We start from the raw sequence: 18,400 nt of genomic DNA, 5'->3' as shown, positions 1-18,400 counted from the left end.
GTCAGACCAGTCCTTCGGCGAGCGGCCCGAGCGTGAGCACGGGGAAGTAGGTGAGGGCGGTGATGATGATCGCCACCGCCAGGAGGAGCCCGATGAACAGCGGGCGGTGCGTGGGAAGGGTGCCGGTGGTGGCCGGCACGCTCTGCTGCTGCGCGAGGGCGCCGGCGAGGGCGAGCACGAGCACGATCGGCAGGAAGCGTCCCAGCAGCATCACGACGCCCAGCGACGTGTTCAGCCACGGCGTGTTCGCGCCCAGACCCGCGAAAGCCGAGCCGTTGTTGTTCGCGGCCGAGGTGAAGGCGTACAGCACCTCGCTCAGTCCGTGCGCGCCCGGATTCAGGATGCTGGTCCTCACCACGTCCTCGCGGATGCCGGGGATCGCGAAGCTCAGCGCCGCGCCGCCCAGCACGAGCATCGGGACGACCAGGATGTACAGGCTCGCCAGGGTCATCTCCCGCTGTCCGATCCGCTTGCCCAGGTACTCGGGGGTGCGCCCCACCAGCAGACCGCCGACGAACACAGCGATCACGGCCAGCACGAGCATCCCGTAGAGTCCCGAACCGACGCCGCCGGGGGCGACCTCGCCGAGCATCATGTTCAGGAGTGGCATCATGCCGCCGAGCGGCGTGTACGAGTCGTGCATCGAGTCCACGGCGCCCGTCGACGTGAGCGTCGACGCGCTGCCGAACAGCGCGGAGCCGAGGATGCCGAAGCGCTGCTCCTTGCCCTCCATCGCCGCGCCCGCCAGCTGCGGGGCCGCGCCTCCGCCCGCGGACTCGAGCACCGACAGCAGCGTCGTCGAGGCGAGGAACAGCACGCCCATCACCGACGCGATCGCGTAGCCCTGGCGGTCGTCGCCGATGATCCGCCCGAAGGTGCGCGGCAGCGCGAACGGGATGGCGAGGAGCAGCAGGATCTCGAACAGGTTGGTCCACGGCGTCGGGTTCTCGAACGGGTGGGCTGAGTTCGCGTTGAAGAATCCGCCGCCGTTGGTGCCGAGCAGCTTGATGACCTCCTGCGAGGCGGTCGGTCCGCCCGGGATGCGCTGGATGCCGCCGGCCAGCGTGTGCACCTCGGTGACTCCGGTCAGGTTCTGGACCACGCCACCGGCGATCAGCGCGACCGCGCCGAGCACGGCGATCGGCAGCAGCAGCCGGACGGCGCCGCGGGTGGTGTCCACCCAGAAGTTGCCGATCGTGCCCGACCCGCGGCGCGCGAAGCCGCGCACCAGGGCGATCGCGACGGCGATGCCCACCGCCGCGGAGAGGAAGTTCTGCACGGCCAGACCCGCCGCCTGCACGATGAAGCCCACGGTCTGCTCCGGGGAGTACGACTGCCAGTTCGTGTTGGCCACGAACGAGGCCGCCGTGTTGAACGCCAGGCCCGGTGGCACGGGAGGCAGCCCGAGCGAGTACGGCAGCAGCGACTGCATCCGCTGCAGCAGGTACACCGCCAGCATCCCGCCGGCCGAGAACAGCAGCAGCCCGCGGGCGTAGGCGCGCCAGGTCTGCTCCGACTCGGGGTCGACGCCGAACAGCCGGTACAGCCCGCGCTCGACGCGCAGGTGCCGGGGGCTGGTGTAGACGAGCGCCATGGCATCGCCCAGCGGGCGGTACAGCAGCACCAGGATGAGCACCAGCGTGGCACCCTGCAGGATGCCGGCCCAGAGGTCGTTCATCAGAACCTCCCCGGGCGCACGAGGGCGACGAGCAGATAGCCGATGGCCGCGACGGCGAGGACCGCCGCGGCGATGCCGAAGGCGGTCATCCCCTGCTCCTCTCCACCCGTCGCTTCGCGCCGGGCGGAGCCTCGGGAGCAGGGGGCCCGGACTCCACCCCCTTGGCGATCAGGCCGATGAGGACGAAGACCAGCGCGGTGAGCGCGAGGTAGATGAGATCGAGCACGTTCCGATCCCACTCCGATCAGCGGGGGCCGGACGCGATCCTCACGGAATCCCTACGGCGCCGCCGCGGATCCATGCGCCGTGCTCACGGTCGGGTCGGCTCAGCCCTTGTCCGGGGGACCGGCGGGCCGGTGCACGCGGCGTTCGCCGTTCTGCTGGTCGCCGCCGTACAGGGCGAACGGCCGGCCGGCGCGCTCCTGGCCCGGAAGCGGCCGCGAACGGCGCCCGTAGATGAGCTCGGAGGAGTCGAGCAGCCACGGGACGAGCGTGATCGAGACGCCGTGCACGAGCATCAGCTGGTTGGCCATCCGGCGGGAGCGCCGGTTGTGCAGCACTTTCTCCCACCAGTGGCCCACGATGTACTGCGGCAGGTAGACCGTGACCACTGCGGGACCGTGCTTCTCGCGGTACTTGCGGATGTACTGCTCGACCGGCTGCGCGAAGGTGCGGTACGGGGAGTCCACGATCACCAGCGGCACCGGGATCTTGTAGTCCTGCCACTGCCGCTGCAGCACCTGGCCGTCCTCGGGCGTGAGGGCGACGTGCAGCGCGATCGTCTTCTCGTGGCGTGCGGCGATCGCGTAGTCCAGTGCCTTGATGACCGGCTTCTGCATCCGGTTCACCAGCACGATCGCGACGTCGCCGCGCGACCCGAAGTGGGTCGTGTCCTCGATCGCGATCTCCTTCTCGACATCGCGGTAGTACCGCTTGACGCCCAGCATCAGCAGAGCGAGCACGGGGATGGCGAAGAACACCATCCAGGCGCCGTGGGTGAACTTCGTGATGGTCACGATGATGAGCACGCTCACCGTCATCACGGCACCGAGGGAGTTGATGGACAGGCTGACGATGGCCGAGCGCCGCTCCGCGGCCACCTCGCTCAGGGGCCGGTGATGCGTCTCGCGCAGCACGCGCCTCCAGTGCCGCACCATGCCGATCTGACCCAGCGAGAATGACACGAACACGCCGATGATGTACAGCTGGATGAGGTTGGTGAGGTTCGCCTGGAACACCACCAGTACGACGACCGCGGCCAGGCCCAGCAGGATCATGCCGTTGGAGAACACCAGCCGGTCGCCGCGGGTGTTCAGCGCCTTCGGGGCGTAGCCCTCGCGCGCCAGCACCGAGCCCAGCAGCGGGAAGCCGTTGAACGCCGTGTTGGCGGCCAGCAGCAGCACGCACGCGGTGGCGGCCTGGATGATGAAGAACGGGATGCTGCCGGCGCCGAACGTCGCCGAAGCGACCTGCGCCATCAGGCTCGGCTGCGGGTTGGAGCAGTCGAAGCCGACCAGGTCGCAGGCGTTCTCGGCGTACTTGACGCCCGAGATCAGCGCCAGCGCGGTGAGGCCGGAGAACAGCAGGGCGGCGATCGACCCCATCATCGCCAGGGTGGTCTTGGCGTTCCGGATCTTCGGGACGCGGAACGCCGGCACGCCGTTCGACACGGCCTCCACGCCCGTGAGGGCGGAGCATCCGCTCGAGAACGCACGCAGGATCAGCAGCACCATCGCCGCCTGGCTGAGGCTCTCGGCCTGCACGGTGTACGCCGCGCTCGCCGCCACGGGGGCGTCGCCGAGCAGCATCCGCACCAGTCCGGTTCCGATCATCACGATCACCGAGCCGATGAACACGTACGTCGGGATCGCGAAGACGGTGGATGCCTCGCGCACGCCGCGCAGGTTGACGATGACGATCAGGATCACGAAGCCGACCGCCAGCTCCACGCGCCACGGGTTCAGACCGGGCACCGCCGAGATGATGTTGTCGACGCCGGAGGCGATCGACACGGAGACGGTGAGGACGTAGTCGACGAGCAGCGCGGCTGCGACGATCACCGACGGCACCTCGCCGAGGTTCTTCTGCGTCACCTCGAAGTCGCCGCCGCCGGAGGGGTACGCCTTGATGATCTGGCGGTAGCTGAGCACGACCACGATCAGCAGCAGCACGACGGCCGCCGCGACCCACGGGCTGAGCGTCAGGAACGCCGTCCCGCCGATCAGCATGATCATCAGCATCTCCTGCGGCCCGTAGGCCACCGAGCTCAGCGCGTCGGACGCGAAGATCGGCAGGGCCATGCGCTTCGGGAGCAGCTGGTCGTTGACCTGCTCGGTCGTCAGCGGGTCGCCGAGAAGGATGCGTTTGGCGAGTTGCGGGGCATCCGTGTTCTCGCGTGCGTCGTGTGCCACGACGGGCGAGATTACGCCTGCGCGGGCGGCGGTGCAACACGGCGCCCGTAGACTTTATTCCGATGAGCCAGCAGGTGATGTCCGGAGCGATCGCGATCGGCATCGGCATACTGGTCGGGATCGGCCTCTTCGTGCCGTTCGTGGCCATCAGCTACCGCCGTCGCGGGCGTCTGAGTCCGGTGCGACTGCTGATGTGGCTGGCCGTACTCATCTACTTCTGGGCGATCTGGACGTACACGCTGCTGCCGCTTCCCGAGCCTTCGTCCATCCGGTGCGTCGGGGCGATCACCGACCCCATGTCGGTGGTGCGGGACGTGCAGCAGGCGCTCGCCGCGCCGGGCAACCCGCTCACGCATCCGGGCATCCTGCAGCTCGCGTTCAACGTGCTGCTGTTCGTGCCGCTGGGCTTCTTCCTGCGGGTGCTGGGCGGACGCGGGATCGTCACGGCCCTGCTCGTGGGCCTGGGCCTGTCGCTGTTCATCGAGACGACGCAGCTGACCGGGGTATGGGGCGTGTATCCGTGCGCGTACCGGTTCTTCGACGTCGGCGACCTGATGACCAACACGACGGGCGCCCTGGTCGGCTCGGCGTTCGGGCTCGTCGTGCCCCGGGCGCACCGTGGTCTGTCCCGTGCGGCGGATGCCGGGATGCCGCGCCCCGTCACCCGTGGGCGCCGTGCCCTGGCGATGATCTGCGACGGACTCGGCTTCTTCCTGGTCTCGGCGACGCTCGGCGTGGGGATGCAGCTGTTCCTGGAGTACGTGGTGCGCGATCGTGCGGCGGTGCTGGACGGGACCCTGTCGGAGCTGGTCGGCACGGGCGGTGCGGGGGCGTTCTGGCTCGCGACCATCCTGATGACCGGTCGCTCGGTCGGAGACCTCGCCGTGGAGCTGCGCTATGACGGAGCGCGGATGCCCCAGCCGGTCGCGCGTCTGCTGCGCTGGGTCGGCGGGGTGGCCGGGCTGTCGACGATCGGGTTGATCGGCGGGATCGTGGCGCCCCTGACGAGCCTCGCGATGCTCGTCGCGTGCATGATGTTCTTCTTCACCCGTCAGGGCCGCGGACTGCCGGGCATCCTCTCCGGTCAGCAGCTGACCGACGCCCGCTCCCCGCGCTGACATCCCGAGCCCCCTCGCCGTTCGTCGAGAGCACGGGATCTCGCCGAGTGCACGAGAAGTTCACGTGAAGAACCCGTGCAGTCGGGGAGATGTCGTGCAGTCGCGGCGATCGGCGTGGTCGGCGCGGTCGGATGCGGGCGGGTCAGGAGGCCTCGGCGCGGCCGCGGCGCCAGTAACCCATGAACGCGATCGAGTGACGGTCGATGCCGAGGTCCCGCACCAGGTGGCGACGCAGCGCTGTGATCGTGCCGGCTTCGCCGGCCAGCCAGGCGTACTCGCCGCCCGACGCCGCCTCGGGAACCTCCCAGAGGATCTCGTCGGATGCCTCGGGCCTGTCGTCCTCGTCGAGTCCGCGGACCGGCTCCGCGCCGGGAGCGGATGCCGGTGATGCGCTGCGCCGCCGTCCCCAGGCGTGCACGGCTGCGCTCAGCCGCACGCCGTGCGCGGTCGACCCGCGGCCCAGCCAGCTCACCCGAACCCCGTCCGGGGCGGCCAGGGGGAGGGCATCCGCTTCGGACGGCACCTCGATGCACACCTCGCCGGTGATGTGTGCGGGCAGCGATTCGACGATGGAGCAGATCGCGGGCATGGCGGTCTCGTCGCCGGCGATCAGCACGGAGGTCGCGTCTCCCGGCTTCCATTCGATGCCCCCGCCCTTCTCGTCGGAGCGCGAGTCCGGTCCGACGACGAACAGCGGATCGCCGACCTGTGCACCGGTCGCCCAGGCGGATGCCGGGCCCTCGGTGCCGTGCAGCACGAAGTCGACATCGATCTCGCGGTCGGCGGGACGCGGGGAGCGGATCGTGTAGGTGCGGATCGGATTGCGCTCCTCATCGGGGAGTTCGCGCCAGGGCCGGTACCACTCGGTCATGCTCTGGGTCTCGTCGAACTGGCCGACATCGGTGATCGTGCCGTCTGCGAAGGGGATGATCAGCTTGATGCGCTGATCCAGGCCGTCAGTGCCGAAATGCGCCAGGTCGTCGCCGGTCAGGGTGATGCGCGCGAAGCTCGGTGTCAGCTTCTCGATGCGGGCGACGGTGGTGCGGAAGGTCCGGTATGGGTGGTGGCTCACCACTTCAGCATAGGTTAGGCTCTCCTAACGTGACCAATCCGAAGGAAGCATCCGAGGCCCGCACGGACGAGCTGCACGGCGAATCGCTCGCCCTCAGCTACGGCCGCAACCGGGTGGTGCACGAGGTGTCGCTGCACCTGCGCCCCGGTGTCGTCACCGCTTTGATCGGCCCCAACGGCAGCGGCAAGTCCACGGCGCTGCGCGCCCTCGCCCGGCTGCACAGGGTCGACGAGGGGATCGTCCGCGTGGTCGACGAGCGGGGTGAGCGGGACGCGGCGGCGCTCTCGGCCAGGGAGTTCGCCCGCACGGTCGCGATGCTCTCGCAGTCCCGCCCGCACCCCTCCGGACTCGAGGTGCGTGACGTCGTCGCCTACGGCCGGCATCCGCATCGCCGGAGGTTCGCGGGCATGACCGACGCCGACCGTGATGCCGTCGCGCAGGCCCTCGAGCTCACCGGTCTCGACCACATGGCGCAGCGCGCCGTCGACGAGCTCTCCGGCGGGGAGCTGCAGCGCGTCTGGCTCGCCACCGCTCTCGCGCAGGACACCGGCATCCTGCTGCTGGACGAGCCCACCAACCATCTCGACCTGCGCTATCAGGTCGAGACCCTCGACCTGATCTGCGACCTGGCCGACCGCGGCACCGCCGTGGGTGTGGTGCTGCACGACCTGAGCCATGCGGCATCCGTGGCCGACGAGGTCGTGCTCATGCACCGCGGCCGTGTGCACGCCTCGGGACTCCCGCACGACGTGTTCACATCCGAGAACCTCACCGAGGTGTACGGACTGCCCATCGACGCCGACCACGACCCGCGCACCGGACGGGTGCGCGTCACGCCGCGCGGCAGGCATCACGACCGCGCCCGCCGCGGCCTCGCCGCGCTCTCGGCCTGATTTCCCGCCGCGGCCTCGCCGCGCACCCTCCCCATACCCGATTCCCCGACCCCGACCCCGACATCCCGGAGCCATCCTGATGAACAAGCCCCTCGCCGCCCTCGCCACGCTCGGCGCCCTGACCCTCGCGCTCACCGCCTGCGGCACCACCACGGCGGCCCCCGCACCGACCGACGCGAAGACCTCCACGGCGAGCGGCGTCGGCTGCGCCGACGACAGCACCTCCACGTCCACCAAGCCGGTCGAGCTGACCGACGCACTGGGCCGCACCGTCAAGCTGGACAAGCCGGCCGCGAAGGTCGCCGTGCTCGAATGGCAGCAGATCGAGGACGTGCTCTCGCTGTGCCTCACGCCCGTCGCGGTCGCCGACGCCGACGGCTACCGCACCTGGGACACCGCCGAGGAGCTGCCAAAGGACGTCAAGAGCGTCGGCACCCGTCAGGAGCCCAACCTCGACGCGCTGTTCGCCACCGAGCCCGACCTCGTGATCGTCGAGGCGGGCACCCGGGACGACGCGATCATCACGCAACTGGAGAAGTACGGCGTCCCGGTGCTCAGCACCACCGGCGCCGATGCGAAGGACCCGATCAAGCAGATGCTCGCGACCTTCGACCTGATCGCGCAGGCGACTGGCCGCACCGAGCGCGCCGACGTCGTGAAGGACGAGTTCGAGAAGAAGCTCGCCGAGGGCGAGAAGGCCGTCGCGGGCGCCTCCCTGGAGGGCGCGCCCTTCGTGTTCTTCGACGGCTGGGTCGACGGCGGCAACGTGTCCCTGCGGCCGTTCGGACAGGGCTCGCTGATCGGCGAGCTCGGCGAGCGGCTCGGACTCGAGAACGCCTGGACCGGCGAGGTCGACCCGGCCTACGGTCTGGGCCAGACCGACATCGAGGGCATGACCACGATCGGCGACGCCATGCTGCTGCACACCGGAACCGCCGACCCCGACTCGGAGAGCTTCATCGACGCGGCGGCCAAGAACCCCGCCTGGGCCTCGATCCCCGCCGTGAAGGACGGCCGCATCCACGCGTTCCCCGCGGGCATCTGGACCTTCGGCGGACCGCGCTCGGCCGAGCAGATCGTCGACGCGTACGTCGCCGTCATCACCAAGTGACGTGTTCCACTCCGGGGGCCGACACGCCAGATCACGGACGTTCTCGCTGGAATCGTCCGGAAAGTGGCGTGTCGGCCCCCGATCTGTGTCGGGAGCATCCGGGCCATGCGGAAGGTGAGACGGGTCGATGAGCAGTAGGGATGCGATCGTCGCGGAGCTGCCGGCGACGGATGCCGGGGGCGTGACGCCCCGGCGCGGGGCGCTCCCCGCGGCGGGGGTGCTCCTCGTGCTGCTCGTCGTTCTGGTCGCGGTGTCGCTGTGGCATCTCACGCAGGGCACGAGCGGGGCCGTGCTCGCGGATGCCGATGTGCTGTTCGGCTCGCGGATGCCGCGGCTGGCGGCGGGAATCGCTGTGGGGGCCGCCCTCGGGGTCGCAGGGCTCCTGATGCAGTCGCTCGCGCGCAACCCGCTGGCCTCACCGGACACGCTCGGCGTGACCGCCGGCTCGTACTTCGCGGTCACCGCGGTGACCGCGTTCGGGGTGAGCATCCCGTTCTGGGCATCCGGCATCGTCGCCTTCGCCGGCGGGCTCGCCGCCGCCGGCATCGTGCTCGGCCTGGCGGGCGGCGCCGCATCGTCGACCACCCGTCTGGTGCTCGCGGGGTCCGCGCTCGCCATGGCCCTGCAGGCCGGCACGTCGACGCTGCTGGTGCTGTTCGAGGAGGAGACCAAGGGGCTGTTCGCGTGGGGGAGCGGCAGCCTGTCCCAGCTGGGCATCCAGGCCTTCCTGCGTGCGGCACCGGTGATCGTGGTCGCCATCGCGCTGGCGCTGGTGCTGACGCGGCGCCTGGACGTGCTCGCGCTCGGCGACGACACGGCCTCCTCCCTGGGCGTCCCGATCCGCTCCACGCGGGTGATGGGCATCCTGCTCTCCGTGCTGCTGACCGCAGCCGCGGTCACGCTGGCCGGCCCCATCGGCTTCGTCGGCCTCTGCGCGCCCGTGCTCGCCCGGCTGCTGTCCCGGGTGTTCCCCCTGCTCACCAAGCACCTGCTGCTCATCCCGGCGACCGGATTCATCGGCGCGATCGTCGTGATCGGCGCCGATGCCGTGCTCCGCGCGATCATCGGCGCCGAGGGCGCGATCGCTGTGCCCACCGGCGTCGCGACCACCCTCCTCGGCGCGATCGTGCTGATCGCGATGGCCCGCCGCCTGCGCGACGCCGGCCCCACGCGCCGCCCGCCCAGCATCCGCTTCGGGGTGCGCAGCACCCGCCGCTTCGCCGTCGTGCTCGCCGTCGGGGTCGCGCTGCTCGCCGCCGTGATCCTGATCGGGATGCTGGTGGGCGCCACGCCGCTGCTCACAGGGGACATCCTGCTGTGGATGCAGCACCAGGCGCCGCCTCTGGTCTCGTTCGCCCTCGACGAGCGCTCGCCGCGGGTGATCGCCGCCGTGGTCGCCGGCGCGGCTCTCGCGCTGGCCGGCACCATCACGCAGGCCGTCAGCCGCAACCCGCTCGCCGAGCCGGGGCTGCTCGGAATCACCGGCGGTGCAGGACTGGGGGCCGTGCTCGTGGTCACCAGCGTCGCGGCCTCCACCTTCGGCATGATCGCCGCCGCGATCGCCGGCGCGCTGCTCGCCTTCCTGCTCGTGTACGCGCTGTCGTGGCGGGGCGGCCTCAGCGCGGACAGGTTCATCCTCATCGGCATCGGCGTCTCCTACGGAGCGACGGCGCTGACCACGTTCGTGCTGCTGCGCTCCAACCCATGGGACACCCCGAAGATCTACACGTGGCTGTCCGGCACCACCTACGGGCGGCTGTGGGAGCAGGTGATCCCGCTGGCGATCGTCCTGGCCGTCGCGCTGCCGTTCGTGATCGCCCAGCGTCGCGAGCTCGACATCGTGGCGATGGACGAGGACACTCCCCGGCTGGTCGGCGTGCGACTCGAACGCGCTCGCCTCGGACTGCTGGGTGCGGCAGCCCTGCTGGCGGCGCTCAGCGTCTCGGCGGTCGGCGTGGTCGGCTTCGTGGGTCTGGTCGCACCGCACGCCGCCCGCGCTCTGGTGGGGGCGAAGCACAGTCGCGTGATCCCGGTGTCGGTCGTGCTCGGTGCAGTGCTCGTGGGCACGGCGGATGCCATCGGGCGCACCGTGCTCGCGCCGGCGCAGCTGCCCGCCGGACTGGTCGTGGCGCTGATCGGCGCTCCGTACTTCGTCTGGCTGCTCTGGCGCTCACGCGACGCGTAGGACCGGCTCAGCGCGGATCGGCTCCTTCGATCCGCATAGGGTGCTCACAGCATCCCCTTGTCGTCCTCCTGCATCCCTCATGGGTCGGGCCGCTTGTCTCGGAACGTGGGCGGCCCGCCCGACGAGAGGACGAGATCATGAGCACCGAGACCACCGACCCGCGCTGGCTGGACGAGAACGGCTACGAGATCGACGAGGACCATCGCGGACTCGTCTACGACATCCGCACCCTGATCGACCGCCGTCGGATGCTGGGCATCTTCGGCGGCATCGCGGCGACGACGCTGCTCGCGGCCTGCGCGCCGACCACGTCCGCGTCCACCGGGTCGGACGGTCCGTCCGGCGCTGCGCCGCAGGGCGGGCCGGGTGGCGCTCCGGCGGCCGCCGACAACAGCGACCTGCTCGAGGGCGAGGTCCCGAACGAGACCGCCGGGCCCTATCCCGGCGACGGGTCCAACGGCGTGAACGTGCTCGACGACTCCGGCATCGTGCGCGGCGACATCCGCTCCAGCTTCGGCTCCTCGACGACCACGGCGAAGGGCGTGCCGCTCGAGATCGTGCTGACCGTCCGCGACGCGGCCACAGGGAAGGCGATGACCGGTGCAGGCGTGTACCTCTGGCACTGCGACCGTGACGGGAACTACTCGCTCTACTCGGACGCCGCGAAGGACGAGAACTATCTGCGCGGCGTGCAGGAGACCGACGACACCGGCACCGTGCGCTTCACGTCGATCTATCCCGCCTGCTACTCGGGCCGGTGGCCGCACATCCACTTCGAGGTCTACCAGGACGTGGCCACCGCCGTCGCCACCGGGCCGATCGTGAAGACCTCGCAGATCGCGCTCCCGGAGGAGACCAACGCGAAGGTATACGCCACGACCGGCTACGAGAAGAGCGTGAGCAACGCCGCGCGGGTCACGCTGAAGAGCGACAACGTGTTCGGCGACGACGGCGGCGTCCTGCAGGTCGCGACCATGACCGGCAGCATCGGGAAGGGCTACACGGCGGCGCTGTCGATCGCGGTCTGATCGGGGAGACCGCGCGGAAATGCGATTACCGCGCATTCTCAGCAATCTCCTAGAATGTCGGGGGCGTCGGAGGGCGGCGCCGCACACGACCCGCGTTCTGCGGGCTGAGGGGGGAATCTCATTCTCATGACTGCAATCGCAACCCGCGCGCGTCTGACGGTGGTCGCCGTCATCGCGGGCCTGATGATGATCATCGGGGCCGCAGCGCCCGCGATGGCCGACACCACGGATGACCTGACCAAGGTCGATGCTGCGCTGAGCACCGCCGCCGAGGAGTTCGGCGCGGTCTACTCCGACCAGTCCGCACCGCTCGAGGACATCGCCACCGCCTCGAAGAAGTTCCAGGCAGCCGCCGAGACCGCCAAGAGCGAATTCACCAAGGTCGCGCAGAAGGCCGACAGCGGCAGCGCCGCGTTCGCCAAGGAGTTCGCTGGGGAGGCGGGCGACATGGCCGCCGCCGCCGGCGCGCTCGCCGACGCGATCAGCGCGCAGGACCAGAGCGCCGCGCAGCAGGCCGACACCGACCTCGGTGCCGCGGTCGACGCTTACAGCGCGACGGTCGACAAGTACAACGAGTACCTGAAGAACCAGCCCACCTCGAACCCCACGCTCATGGTGTGGCTGATCCTGCTCATCGTCGCCATCGTCATCCTGGTGCTCGCGCTGGTCTTCGCGCTGCTCACCCGCAAGCAGCAGGGTCTGCTGGAGCCGAAGGTCGACAAGAAGGGCAAGGTCTCCCAGTCGTCGCTGAAGAAGATGCGCTGGATGGTCGTGCTGTGGGCCGCCGTGTTCGTGGTCGGCGCCGCGATCCCGTTCTTCCAGGTGCTGTTCGCCAAGCCCGACGCCAACGGCGAGTTCCGCTACACGGTGTTCTGGTACCCGCTCGCGGCAGGTGTCATCCTCACCGTGGTCAGCGTGATCCAGTACTTCGTCGCCGCCTCCAAGGTGAAGAAGCAGGGTTCCGCCGCGGCCTACGACGCGAACGACCCGTCGACGCACGGCGCCCTCGCGCAGAGCCTCAACTACCAGCCGGTTCCGCCGGTGGACGGTGCGGCTCCGCAGTACGCTCCGGTCGCCCCGCAGGCGGATGCCGCCGCGCAGGGCGCCCCGGTTCCGCCGGCCGCTCCGGTCGCCGAGGCTCCGGTCGCTCCTGAGGCTCCCTCGGCCCCCGCCGAGGCGGCTCCGGCTGCTCCTGAGGCTCCCGCCGACCCGGCTGCGCCGAAGGCCTGACGCACTGCTCCGGATGCCGGGGACGCCGCTGACGCGGCATCCCCGGCATCCGTCGTCTCCGGCAGCATCCAGCCCATTCCGAACCGCACGGCGTAACGTCGGAAGCATGAGCACGGTGCCTGTCGACGATGCCGCGATCGCCCAGGCGAAGCAGCTGCGGGATCAGTTCCAGCGCTTCCTCCGCGAGTACGAGTTCGGCATGCGCGAGGTCGAGACGAAGATCTCGATCCTGCGCGACGAGTTCACCCATATGCACGCCTACAACCCGATCGAGCACGTCTCGAGCCGGCTGAAGTCACCGGACGGCATCGTCGAGAAGGTGGCCCGCAAGGGCATCGATCCCGACTTCGACGTCATCCGCCGGGAGATCACCGACATCGCCGGCGTGCGGGTGACCTGCAGCTTCGTCACAGACGTGTACCGCCTGTTCGAGCTGTTCACCCGCCAGGACGACATCACCGTGCTGATGGTGAAGGACTACATCGCCGAGCCCAAGCCCAACGGATACCGCAGCCTGCACGCCATCGTCGAGGTGCCCGTCTTCCTGTCCACGGGGGCCATCCCCGTGCCCGTCGAAGTGCAGTTCCGCACCATCGCGATGGACTTCTGGGCGAGCCTGGAGCACAAGATCCACTACAAGTTCGACGGACGAGTGCCCGCCCACCTGGTGCAGAGCCTCACCGAGGCCGCGGATGCCGCCGGCGAGCTCGACCTGCGCATGGAGCGCCTGCACCGTGAGGCGCTCGAGATCAATCACCGCGTGATCGAGGCCTGACGCCGCCTCAGCCGAGGAACTCCCGCGCTGCGGTCACCAGGGCCTTCACGCCCACCTCGATGGTCGGGTGGATCACCGGGGCGAAGAACGGCGAGTGGTTGGTCGGGATGTCGTGGTCGACCGAGCCGTTCTGCAGGGCCGCCGCGAAGGCGGCCGGATCCACGCCGCCCCAGAACCAGAACACCAGCGGCACTCCGGCATCCCGTGCGAACCAGGACACGTCCTCGCTGCCGGTGATCAGGCCGGTGTCGATCACGGCCTGCTCGCCGAACGCCGCCTGGAACGCCGCGGTCGCCCGCGCCGTGGCATCCGCGTCGTTGATCGTCGCCGGAAGCGTGTGCAGCGTCGAGATCTCGGGGTCGCGCTCGGCGCCGGATGCCGCGGCCTCGGCGCGGATCACGCGCTCGACCTTCTTCAGCACCTTCTCACGGGCCGCATCGTCGGGGTAGCGCAGGCTGAGCTCCAGCGTGGCCTCCGCCGGGATGATGTTGTTCTTCGTGCCGGCGTGCACGGCGCCCACGGTGACGACCGCCATCCCCGTCGGGTCGACCTCGCGCGAGACGATCGTCTGCAGGCGCATGATCGTCGCGGCCGCCATCACGACCGGGTCGATCGTGGAATCCGGCCGCGAGCCGTGCCCGCCCTGGCCGTGAAGCACGACGTGCAGACCGTCGGATGCTGACATCTGCGGACCGGGGCGCAGGCCGACCGCGCCCGCCGGCAGCGGCCCGACGTGCTGGCCGAGCACGATGTCCGGCTTCGGGAACCGGTCCAGTGCGCCGTCGTCGAGCATCGCTCGCGCACCGGCGCCCAGCTCCTCTGCTGGCTGGATCACGACGACCAGCGTGCCCTGCCACTGATCCCGCTCCGAGACCAGCTGCTCGACCGCGCCGATCATGGCGGTCACGTGCATGTCGTGGCCGCAGGCGTGCATCACCCCGACCTCGTTGCCGTCGGGATCGACGCCCGTCGCCTTCGAGGCGTAGGGAAGGCCGGTCTCCTCGGTGACCGGCAGGGCGTCCATGTCGGCACGGGCCCAGACGGTAGGACCGTCGCCGTTGGCGAGCACGCCCACGATGCCCGTTCCTCCGACGCCCTCGTGCACCTCCAGTCCGAGGTCGCGCAGTTGGCCGGCGGCGATGCCGGCCGTGCGGGTCTCCTGAAACGAGAGCTCAGGGTGCTGATGCAGGTCGATGTACAGCGCTTCGAGGTCGATGCTCATGACGCTGAGCCTAGCCATCCGTGCCGTTCGGCAGCACTGCTCCCCGCCGGTGCCCCGCAGGGGGCGGCAGGTCCGCGTGGTACGGTTGCATGTCCTCCGATCCGGAGGCCCCGGTGATCTCTCACCTCGGCGACCGTCACCATCGCCCCTCTCCATTTCGCACGCGGACACGCGCGTGCGACCGCAACGTTCATCCGCTCCCATCCGGGAGGCGCGATCCGCGTCCCACGGCATTCCGCCGGGACGCACCCGGCCGTCACGGCGGCCGTTTCAACAGGAAGAAGAAAGCACATGGCCACTGGCACTGTGAAATGGTTCAACTCGGAGAAGGGGTTCGGCTTCATCGCGCCGGACGACGGCTCCGCCGACCTCTTCGCGCACTTCTCGGCGATCGCTTCGTCGGGCTACAAGGAACTCACCGAGAACCAGAAGGTGGAGTTCGAGGCTGAGCGCGGCCCCAAGGGCATGCAGGCGATGAACATCCGCCCGCTCTGACCCGAGCATCACGAACCGGCCCGCGAGATCTCGCGGGCCGGTTCTGCTTCTCCGGTGCGTTTCGGCCGGGATCGACGCGGGCTCGCTGCGGCGCCCCTACGGCTCCGTTCGGCGGTCAGCCGATCCTCTCGATCAGCGTCTGCACGGTGTCGCCGTAGTTCATCCGGATGACGGGAAGCCTGAGCTTGTCCGTGCCGGGCGTCACGAAGCCCCACGCGGTGGTGCGGCCGAAGGTGAACCCCGCCCTGGTCACGCCCTCCTCGGCGGTCTCGTTCACGTGCCCGTACGGGTACGCGACGACCTCCTTCACGCCGAGGATCTGCGCCGAGCGCTCCAGATCGGCGGCGATCTGATCAGCCGTCCAGTTCACCATCCGCCCCTTGCCGTTCGCGCCGGCCTCGTGCATGTCGTCGGTGTGCGAGCGCTGCAGCACGTAGGGCGAGGGCGGACCGTCGTGGCGGAACTTCGTGATGACGAACGAGGTGGTCAGGACGCGGTGCTGGGTGACGACGGGGACGGCCAGCTCCAGCCAGGTGTGATCGGCGTCGTCGTCCGTGACGATCACCGAGCGCGGCGGCAGGTACAGGGCTCCGTCGATGAACGCGTCGAGCTCATCCCAGGTGGGCAGGTAGAACCGCGTCTGCTCGATGTGGGCCATCTGCGCCTCGAAGTCACCGATGTACGCGTAGTTGCCGCGCAGCCAGCCCTTCTCGCCCTCGGGCCTGGTCGTGAACTGGTGGTACATCAGGATCGGCACGCGCGTGTGCGCGGCGGCGACCTGCTCGGGCGTGGCCCATCCGGCGTACAGGGTCTGCCGCCGATCGGCGCAGCTCGCGAGCCGCGCGCCGTTGACGCGGGCGGTGGCCGTCAGGGCGCCGGCATCCGACTCCGTCGCATACCAGCCCCCGAAGACCGCGCCTTCTCGTCTGGGGATCGGCAGCCCGGTGTACAGCGCGCCCTGGGTCTGCAGCATCGGAGGCAGTGCGATGCCGGGGCCGCGGAAGTCGACCGCGCAGGCGAGCGGGTCGGCGGTGGTCGCCAGCAGCTGCTCGACGGGCGTGAGCGGCGTCGGACTCGGGGTGGGGGAGGCGGATGCCGTGGGCTCCGGCTCCGCCGGAGGGGCGCTCGAGAGGAGCCCGGGCATGACGGACAGCCCGACCACGCCCGTGCCGATGGCCACCGCCGTGCCGATCACCGCGACGAGCATCCCCCGTCGGCGTCCCCAGAACCCCACGGGACGAGCATAGGGCCGCTGGGGCATGCCCTCCCGCCGTGCCGGTGCCGAACTCTGGAAGGATGGATCGGTGACGAAGGATGAGACCCGCCCCGCCGGATTCGGCGCCCTGCTCTGGCTGGCGATGGCGACGTTCTCGATGGGCATCGACGGCTACGTGCTGGCGGGGCTCCTCCCGCAGATCGCGAAGGACCTCGACGTCTCCGAGCCCGCCGCCGGACAGCTCGTCGCGGTGTTCGCACTCACCGCCGCGCTGGCGGGTCCCGTGCTCAGCGCGCTCACCGGCGGCTGGGAGCGCAAGGGGATCATCTCCGCGTCGCTGGCCGTGTTCGTCGTGGGCAATCTCGTGATCGCACTGTCCGTGAACTACGTCATGGCGATGGGCGGCCGCATCCTCTCCGCGATCGGCGGCTCGCTGCTGAGCGCAGTGGTGAGCGCCTACGTGCTGGCCAAGACCGCACCTGAGCGCCGCGGACGCGCGCTGTCTTTCGTGCTGGGCGGCTTCCTCGCAGCGACCGCCCTGGGCGTGCCGATCGGACTCGTCATCGGCCAGGAGGACTGGCGGCTGCCGCTGTACCTGGTCACCGGGGTCGGCGCCGTCGCGCTGATCGGCATCCTGGTGAACGTTCCGAGACTGCACCTGCCAGCGCTGTCGCTGCGCGAGACGCTGAAGCCGCTGGCCCGTCCGGCCCTGGTGGGCTCGATCCTCGTGGCCACCGGGATCATGTGCGCGAGCTACCTGTGCTTCACCTACGCCACCCTGATCTTCGGGCCGCGGGTCGGCGAGGGGCCCGCGATCATCGCGGCCATGTTCGGCTACGGGGTCGTCAGCCTGTTCGGCAACATCGTCTCGGGGCGCGCCACCGACCGGTTCGATCCCGTGCACGTGATCTCGCTGATCGTCGGCATTCTGATCGCGGTCGCCCTGCTCGGCACCGCGGGGCTGCTGCTCCCGGGTGCGGCCGGCGCCGTCGCGGCGTTCGCCTGGTTCTTCTGCTGCGCGTTCTTCAACGGCGGGTCCGGCGTCGCCCTGCAGTCCCGGCTGGGTGACCTCGCCCCCGACGCGATGTCGCTGGTGCTGGCGCTGAACGGCAGCGGCATGCAGCTCGGCTCGGCGCTGGGAGGCATGCTGGGCGGCGCGCTGCTGGCGTCCGGACTTCCCGCCGACGGGCTGGTGCCGGCATCCGCCGTGGTGCTCGCCGCCACGATGATCCTGCACCTGATCGTGTCGCGGGCGAAGCCCGCGGCGCGCACGGCCTGATCAGCGGCGGTAGGACTCCAGCGGCGGTCCGGGGTTCAGCACGCTGTTGACGATCGCGGTGATCGCGAACTCGCTCGACTCGCCGAGGTCGACGATCTCGGGATGCAGCAGCCATTGCAGCTGCAGGCCGTCCATGACGGCGAGGATGGCGGCGGAGGCGTGGGCGATCGTGCCGGTGTCGGTGACGCCCTCGGCCCTGCACAGCACCTCGAAGGCCTCGGTGACCTCGCGGCGCAGCGTGATGTACCGGTCCTCGAAGTACTCCCGTCCCGGATGCCCGTCGGTCACCGACTCGGAGGACAGCACGGTGTAGGCCTGCACGATGCCCGGCCGTCGCACGTTCGCGAATGCGGTGCGGACGAGGTGCAGGAACAGCTCGAGTCCGCCCGGGATGTGCTTGTCGTCCAGGTCGGCGACGTCGGCCTGGTCGCGATACGCCAGCACCTCGAGCAGCAGCCGCTGCTTGGAGCCGAAGTGGTGCAGCACGCCGGCGTGGGTCAGCCCGACCTGCTCGGCCACGTCCGCGAGGGTGCCGTTGGTCGAGCCCTTGCTCCCGAAGATCTCGACGGCCGCGTTCAGGATCTCGATGCGCTTGTGCTGCGCCGCCCGGGTGCGGGGCGTGTCCTGTGTGGCCTTCGGCACGATGTCCTCCTCAGGGCGAGTGTAACGGTCTGATAATGCTCCCTT

At 70.1% G+C, this 18,400-nt stretch carries 17 protein-coding genes; 9 read left to right on the top strand and 8 right to left on the bottom strand.

The annotated features are described in order from the left end of the window. Nucleotide 1 precedes the first annotated feature (1 nt). The 4 genes from kdpA to ACTJJ4_RS17375 form a co-directional block, all read right to left on the bottom strand. Nucleotides 2–1,678, bottom strand: a complete 1,677-nt coding sequence (gene kdpA / locus ACTJJ4_RS17390; RefSeq protein WP_440944484.1) for a potassium-transporting ATPase subunit KdpA — start codon at nucleotides 1,676–1,678, stop codon at nucleotides 2–4. Continuing rightward, the gene (locus ACTJJ4_RS17385; protein ID WP_440944483.1) at nucleotides 1,678–1,767 is read right to left on the bottom strand and encodes a potassium-transporting ATPase subunit F; all 90 of its coding nucleotides are present in this window, start codon (nucleotides 1,765–1,767) and stop codon (nucleotides 1,678–1,680) included. The genes kdpA and ACTJJ4_RS17385 overlap by 1 nt, the downstream gene beginning before the upstream one ends. After that, a complete protein-coding gene (locus ACTJJ4_RS17380) occupies nucleotides 1,764–1,904 on the bottom strand; it encodes a hypothetical protein (RefSeq protein WP_440944482.1) in 141 nt (46 codons plus the stop codon). Before ACTJJ4_RS17380 ends, ACTJJ4_RS17385 begins: the two co-directional genes overlap by 4 nt. A 100-nt stretch (nucleotides 1,905–2,004) precedes the next feature. Then, on the bottom strand, nucleotides 2,005–4,089 hold the full coding sequence (locus ACTJJ4_RS17375; RefSeq protein WP_440944481.1) for an APC family permease: 2,085 nt from the start codon (nucleotides 4,087–4,089) through the stop codon (nucleotides 2,005–2,007). Between the two features lie 62 nt (nucleotides 4,090–4,151). On the opposite strand from ACTJJ4_RS17375, the gene ACTJJ4_RS17370 reads away from it, so the two are divergent. Then, nucleotides 4,152–5,207: a VanZ family protein gene (locus ACTJJ4_RS17370; RefSeq protein ID WP_440944480.1), complete on the top strand. Its 1,056-nt coding sequence runs from the start codon at nucleotides 4,152–4,154 to the stop codon at nucleotides 5,205–5,207. A gap of 142 nt (nucleotides 5,208–5,349) precedes the next feature. On the opposite strand, the gene ACTJJ4_RS17365 is transcribed toward ACTJJ4_RS17370, so the two are convergent. After that, a complete protein-coding gene (locus ACTJJ4_RS17365) occupies nucleotides 5,350–6,279 on the bottom strand; it encodes a siderophore-interacting protein (RefSeq protein ID WP_440944479.1) in 930 nt (309 codons plus the stop codon). Nucleotides 6,280–6,308: 29 nt separating this feature from the next. On the opposite strand from ACTJJ4_RS17365, the gene ACTJJ4_RS17360 reads away from it, so the two are divergent. The 6 genes from ACTJJ4_RS17360 (at nucleotide 6,309) to ACTJJ4_RS17335 (ending at nucleotide 13,501) form a co-directional block, all read left to right on the top strand. Further along, complete coding sequence (locus ACTJJ4_RS17360; RefSeq protein ID WP_440944478.1) at nucleotides 6,309–7,172, top strand: ABC transporter ATP-binding protein; 864 nt, start codon at nucleotides 6,309–6,311, stop codon at nucleotides 7,170–7,172. Nucleotides 7,173–7,251: 79 nt separating this feature from the next. Beyond that, complete coding sequence (locus tag ACTJJ4_RS17355; protein ID WP_440944477.1) at nucleotides 7,252–8,283, top strand: ABC transporter substrate-binding protein; 1,032 nt, start codon at nucleotides 7,252–7,254, stop codon at nucleotides 8,281–8,283. Nucleotides 8,284–8,410: 127 nt separating this feature from the next. Next, nucleotides 8,411–10,468 (top strand): iron ABC transporter permease, encoded by a 2,058-nt coding sequence (locus ACTJJ4_RS17350; RefSeq protein ID WP_440944476.1) that lies wholly within the window; start codon nucleotides 8,411–8,413, stop codon nucleotides 10,466–10,468. A 137-nt stretch (nucleotides 10,469–10,605) separates the two neighbouring features. Continuing rightward, nucleotides 10,606–11,496, top strand: a complete 891-nt coding sequence (locus tag ACTJJ4_RS17345) for an intradiol ring-cleavage dioxygenase (protein ID WP_440944475.1) — start codon at nucleotides 10,606–10,608, stop codon at nucleotides 11,494–11,496. Between the two features lie 126 nt (nucleotides 11,497–11,622). Continuing rightward, nucleotides 11,623–12,726: a hypothetical protein gene (locus tag ACTJJ4_RS17340; RefSeq protein WP_440944474.1), complete on the top strand. Its 1,104-nt coding sequence runs from the start codon at nucleotides 11,623–11,625 to the stop codon at nucleotides 12,724–12,726. 106 nt (nucleotides 12,727–12,832) lie between these two features. Continuing rightward, nucleotides 12,833–13,501 (top strand): GTP pyrophosphokinase, encoded by a 669-nt coding sequence (locus tag ACTJJ4_RS17335; protein WP_292699072.1) that lies wholly within the window; start codon nucleotides 12,833–12,835, stop codon nucleotides 13,499–13,501. Nucleotides 13,502–13,508: 7 nt separating this feature from the next. On the opposite strand, the gene ACTJJ4_RS17330 is transcribed toward ACTJJ4_RS17335, so the two are convergent. Next, complete coding sequence (locus tag ACTJJ4_RS17330; protein ID WP_440944473.1) at nucleotides 13,509–14,723, bottom strand: amidohydrolase; 1,215 nt, start codon at nucleotides 14,721–14,723, stop codon at nucleotides 13,509–13,511. Nucleotides 14,724–15,014: 291 nt separating this feature from the next. Between ACTJJ4_RS17330 and ACTJJ4_RS17325 the strand changes: the two genes are divergently transcribed. After that, nucleotides 15,015–15,218: a cold-shock protein gene (locus ACTJJ4_RS17325; protein ID WP_285631824.1), complete on the top strand. Its 204-nt coding sequence runs from the start codon at nucleotides 15,015–15,017 to the stop codon at nucleotides 15,216–15,218. A gap of 115 nt (nucleotides 15,219–15,333) precedes the next feature. Here ACTJJ4_RS17325 and ACTJJ4_RS17320 read toward each other — a convergent pair whose 3' ends face one another. Next, nucleotides 15,334–16,452: a polysaccharide deacetylase family protein gene (locus tag ACTJJ4_RS17320; protein WP_440944472.1), complete on the bottom strand. Its 1,119-nt coding sequence runs from the start codon at nucleotides 16,450–16,452 to the stop codon at nucleotides 15,334–15,336. A gap of 70 nt (nucleotides 16,453–16,522) precedes the next feature. Here ACTJJ4_RS17320 and ACTJJ4_RS17315 point away from each other — a divergent pair, with 70 nt between their 5' ends. Next, nucleotides 16,523–17,713, top strand: a complete 1,191-nt coding sequence (locus ACTJJ4_RS17315; protein WP_440944471.1) for an MFS transporter — start codon at nucleotides 16,523–16,525, stop codon at nucleotides 17,711–17,713. Here ACTJJ4_RS17315 and ACTJJ4_RS17310 read toward each other — a convergent pair whose 3' ends face one another. Then, a complete protein-coding gene (locus ACTJJ4_RS17310; protein ID WP_440944470.1) occupies nucleotides 17,714–18,355 on the bottom strand; it encodes a TetR/AcrR family transcriptional regulator in 642 nt (213 codons plus the stop codon). Nucleotides 18,356–18,400: the final 45 nt, after the last annotated feature.

Origin of the sequence: Microbacterium sp. 22195 (assembly GCF_052056515.1) — a bacterium.
Lineage (GTDB): Bacteria > Actinomycetota > Actinomycetes > Actinomycetales > Microbacteriaceae > Microbacterium.
The sequence above is the reverse complement of the archived record's forward strand: the minus strand, read 5'-3'. Positions and strand labels throughout refer to the sequence as shown.

What these genes read in the sequence shown, in the direction of transcription:
- kdpA (WP_440944484.1), bottom strand. Translation starts at nt 1,678, where the DNA reads ATGAACGACCTCTGGGCCGGCATCCTGCAGGGTGCCACGCTGGTGCTC.
- ACTJJ4_RS17385 (WP_440944483.1), bottom strand. Translation starts at nt 1,767, where the DNA reads ATGACCGCCTTCGGCATCGCCGCGGCGGTCCTCGCCGTCGCGGCCATC.
- ACTJJ4_RS17370 (WP_440944480.1), top strand. Translation starts at nt 4,152, where the DNA reads ATGAGCCAGCAGGTGATGTCCGGAGCGATCGCGATCGGCATCGGCATA.
- ACTJJ4_RS17355 (WP_440944477.1), top strand. Translation starts at nt 7,252, where the DNA reads ATGAACAAGCCCCTCGCCGCCCTCGCCACGCTCGGCGCCCTGACCCTC.
- ACTJJ4_RS17350 (WP_440944476.1), top strand. Translation starts at nt 8,411, where the DNA reads ATGAGCAGTAGGGATGCGATCGTCGCGGAGCTGCCGGCGACGGATGCC.
- ACTJJ4_RS17345 (WP_440944475.1), top strand. Translation starts at nt 10,606, where the DNA reads ATGAGCACCGAGACCACCGACCCGCGCTGGCTGGACGAGAACGGCTAC.
- ACTJJ4_RS17340 (WP_440944474.1), top strand. Translation starts at nt 11,623, where the DNA reads ATGACTGCAATCGCAACCCGCGCGCGTCTGACGGTGGTCGCCGTCATC.
- ACTJJ4_RS17335 (WP_292699072.1), top strand. Translation starts at nt 12,833, where the DNA reads ATGAGCACGGTGCCTGTCGACGATGCCGCGATCGCCCAGGCGAAGCAG.
- ACTJJ4_RS17330 (WP_440944473.1), bottom strand. Translation starts at nt 14,723, where the DNA reads ATGAGCATCGACCTCGAAGCGCTGTACATCGACCTGCATCAGCACCCT.
- ACTJJ4_RS17325 (WP_285631824.1), top strand. Translation starts at nt 15,015, where the DNA reads ATGGCCACTGGCACTGTGAAATGGTTCAACTCGGAGAAGGGGTTCGGC.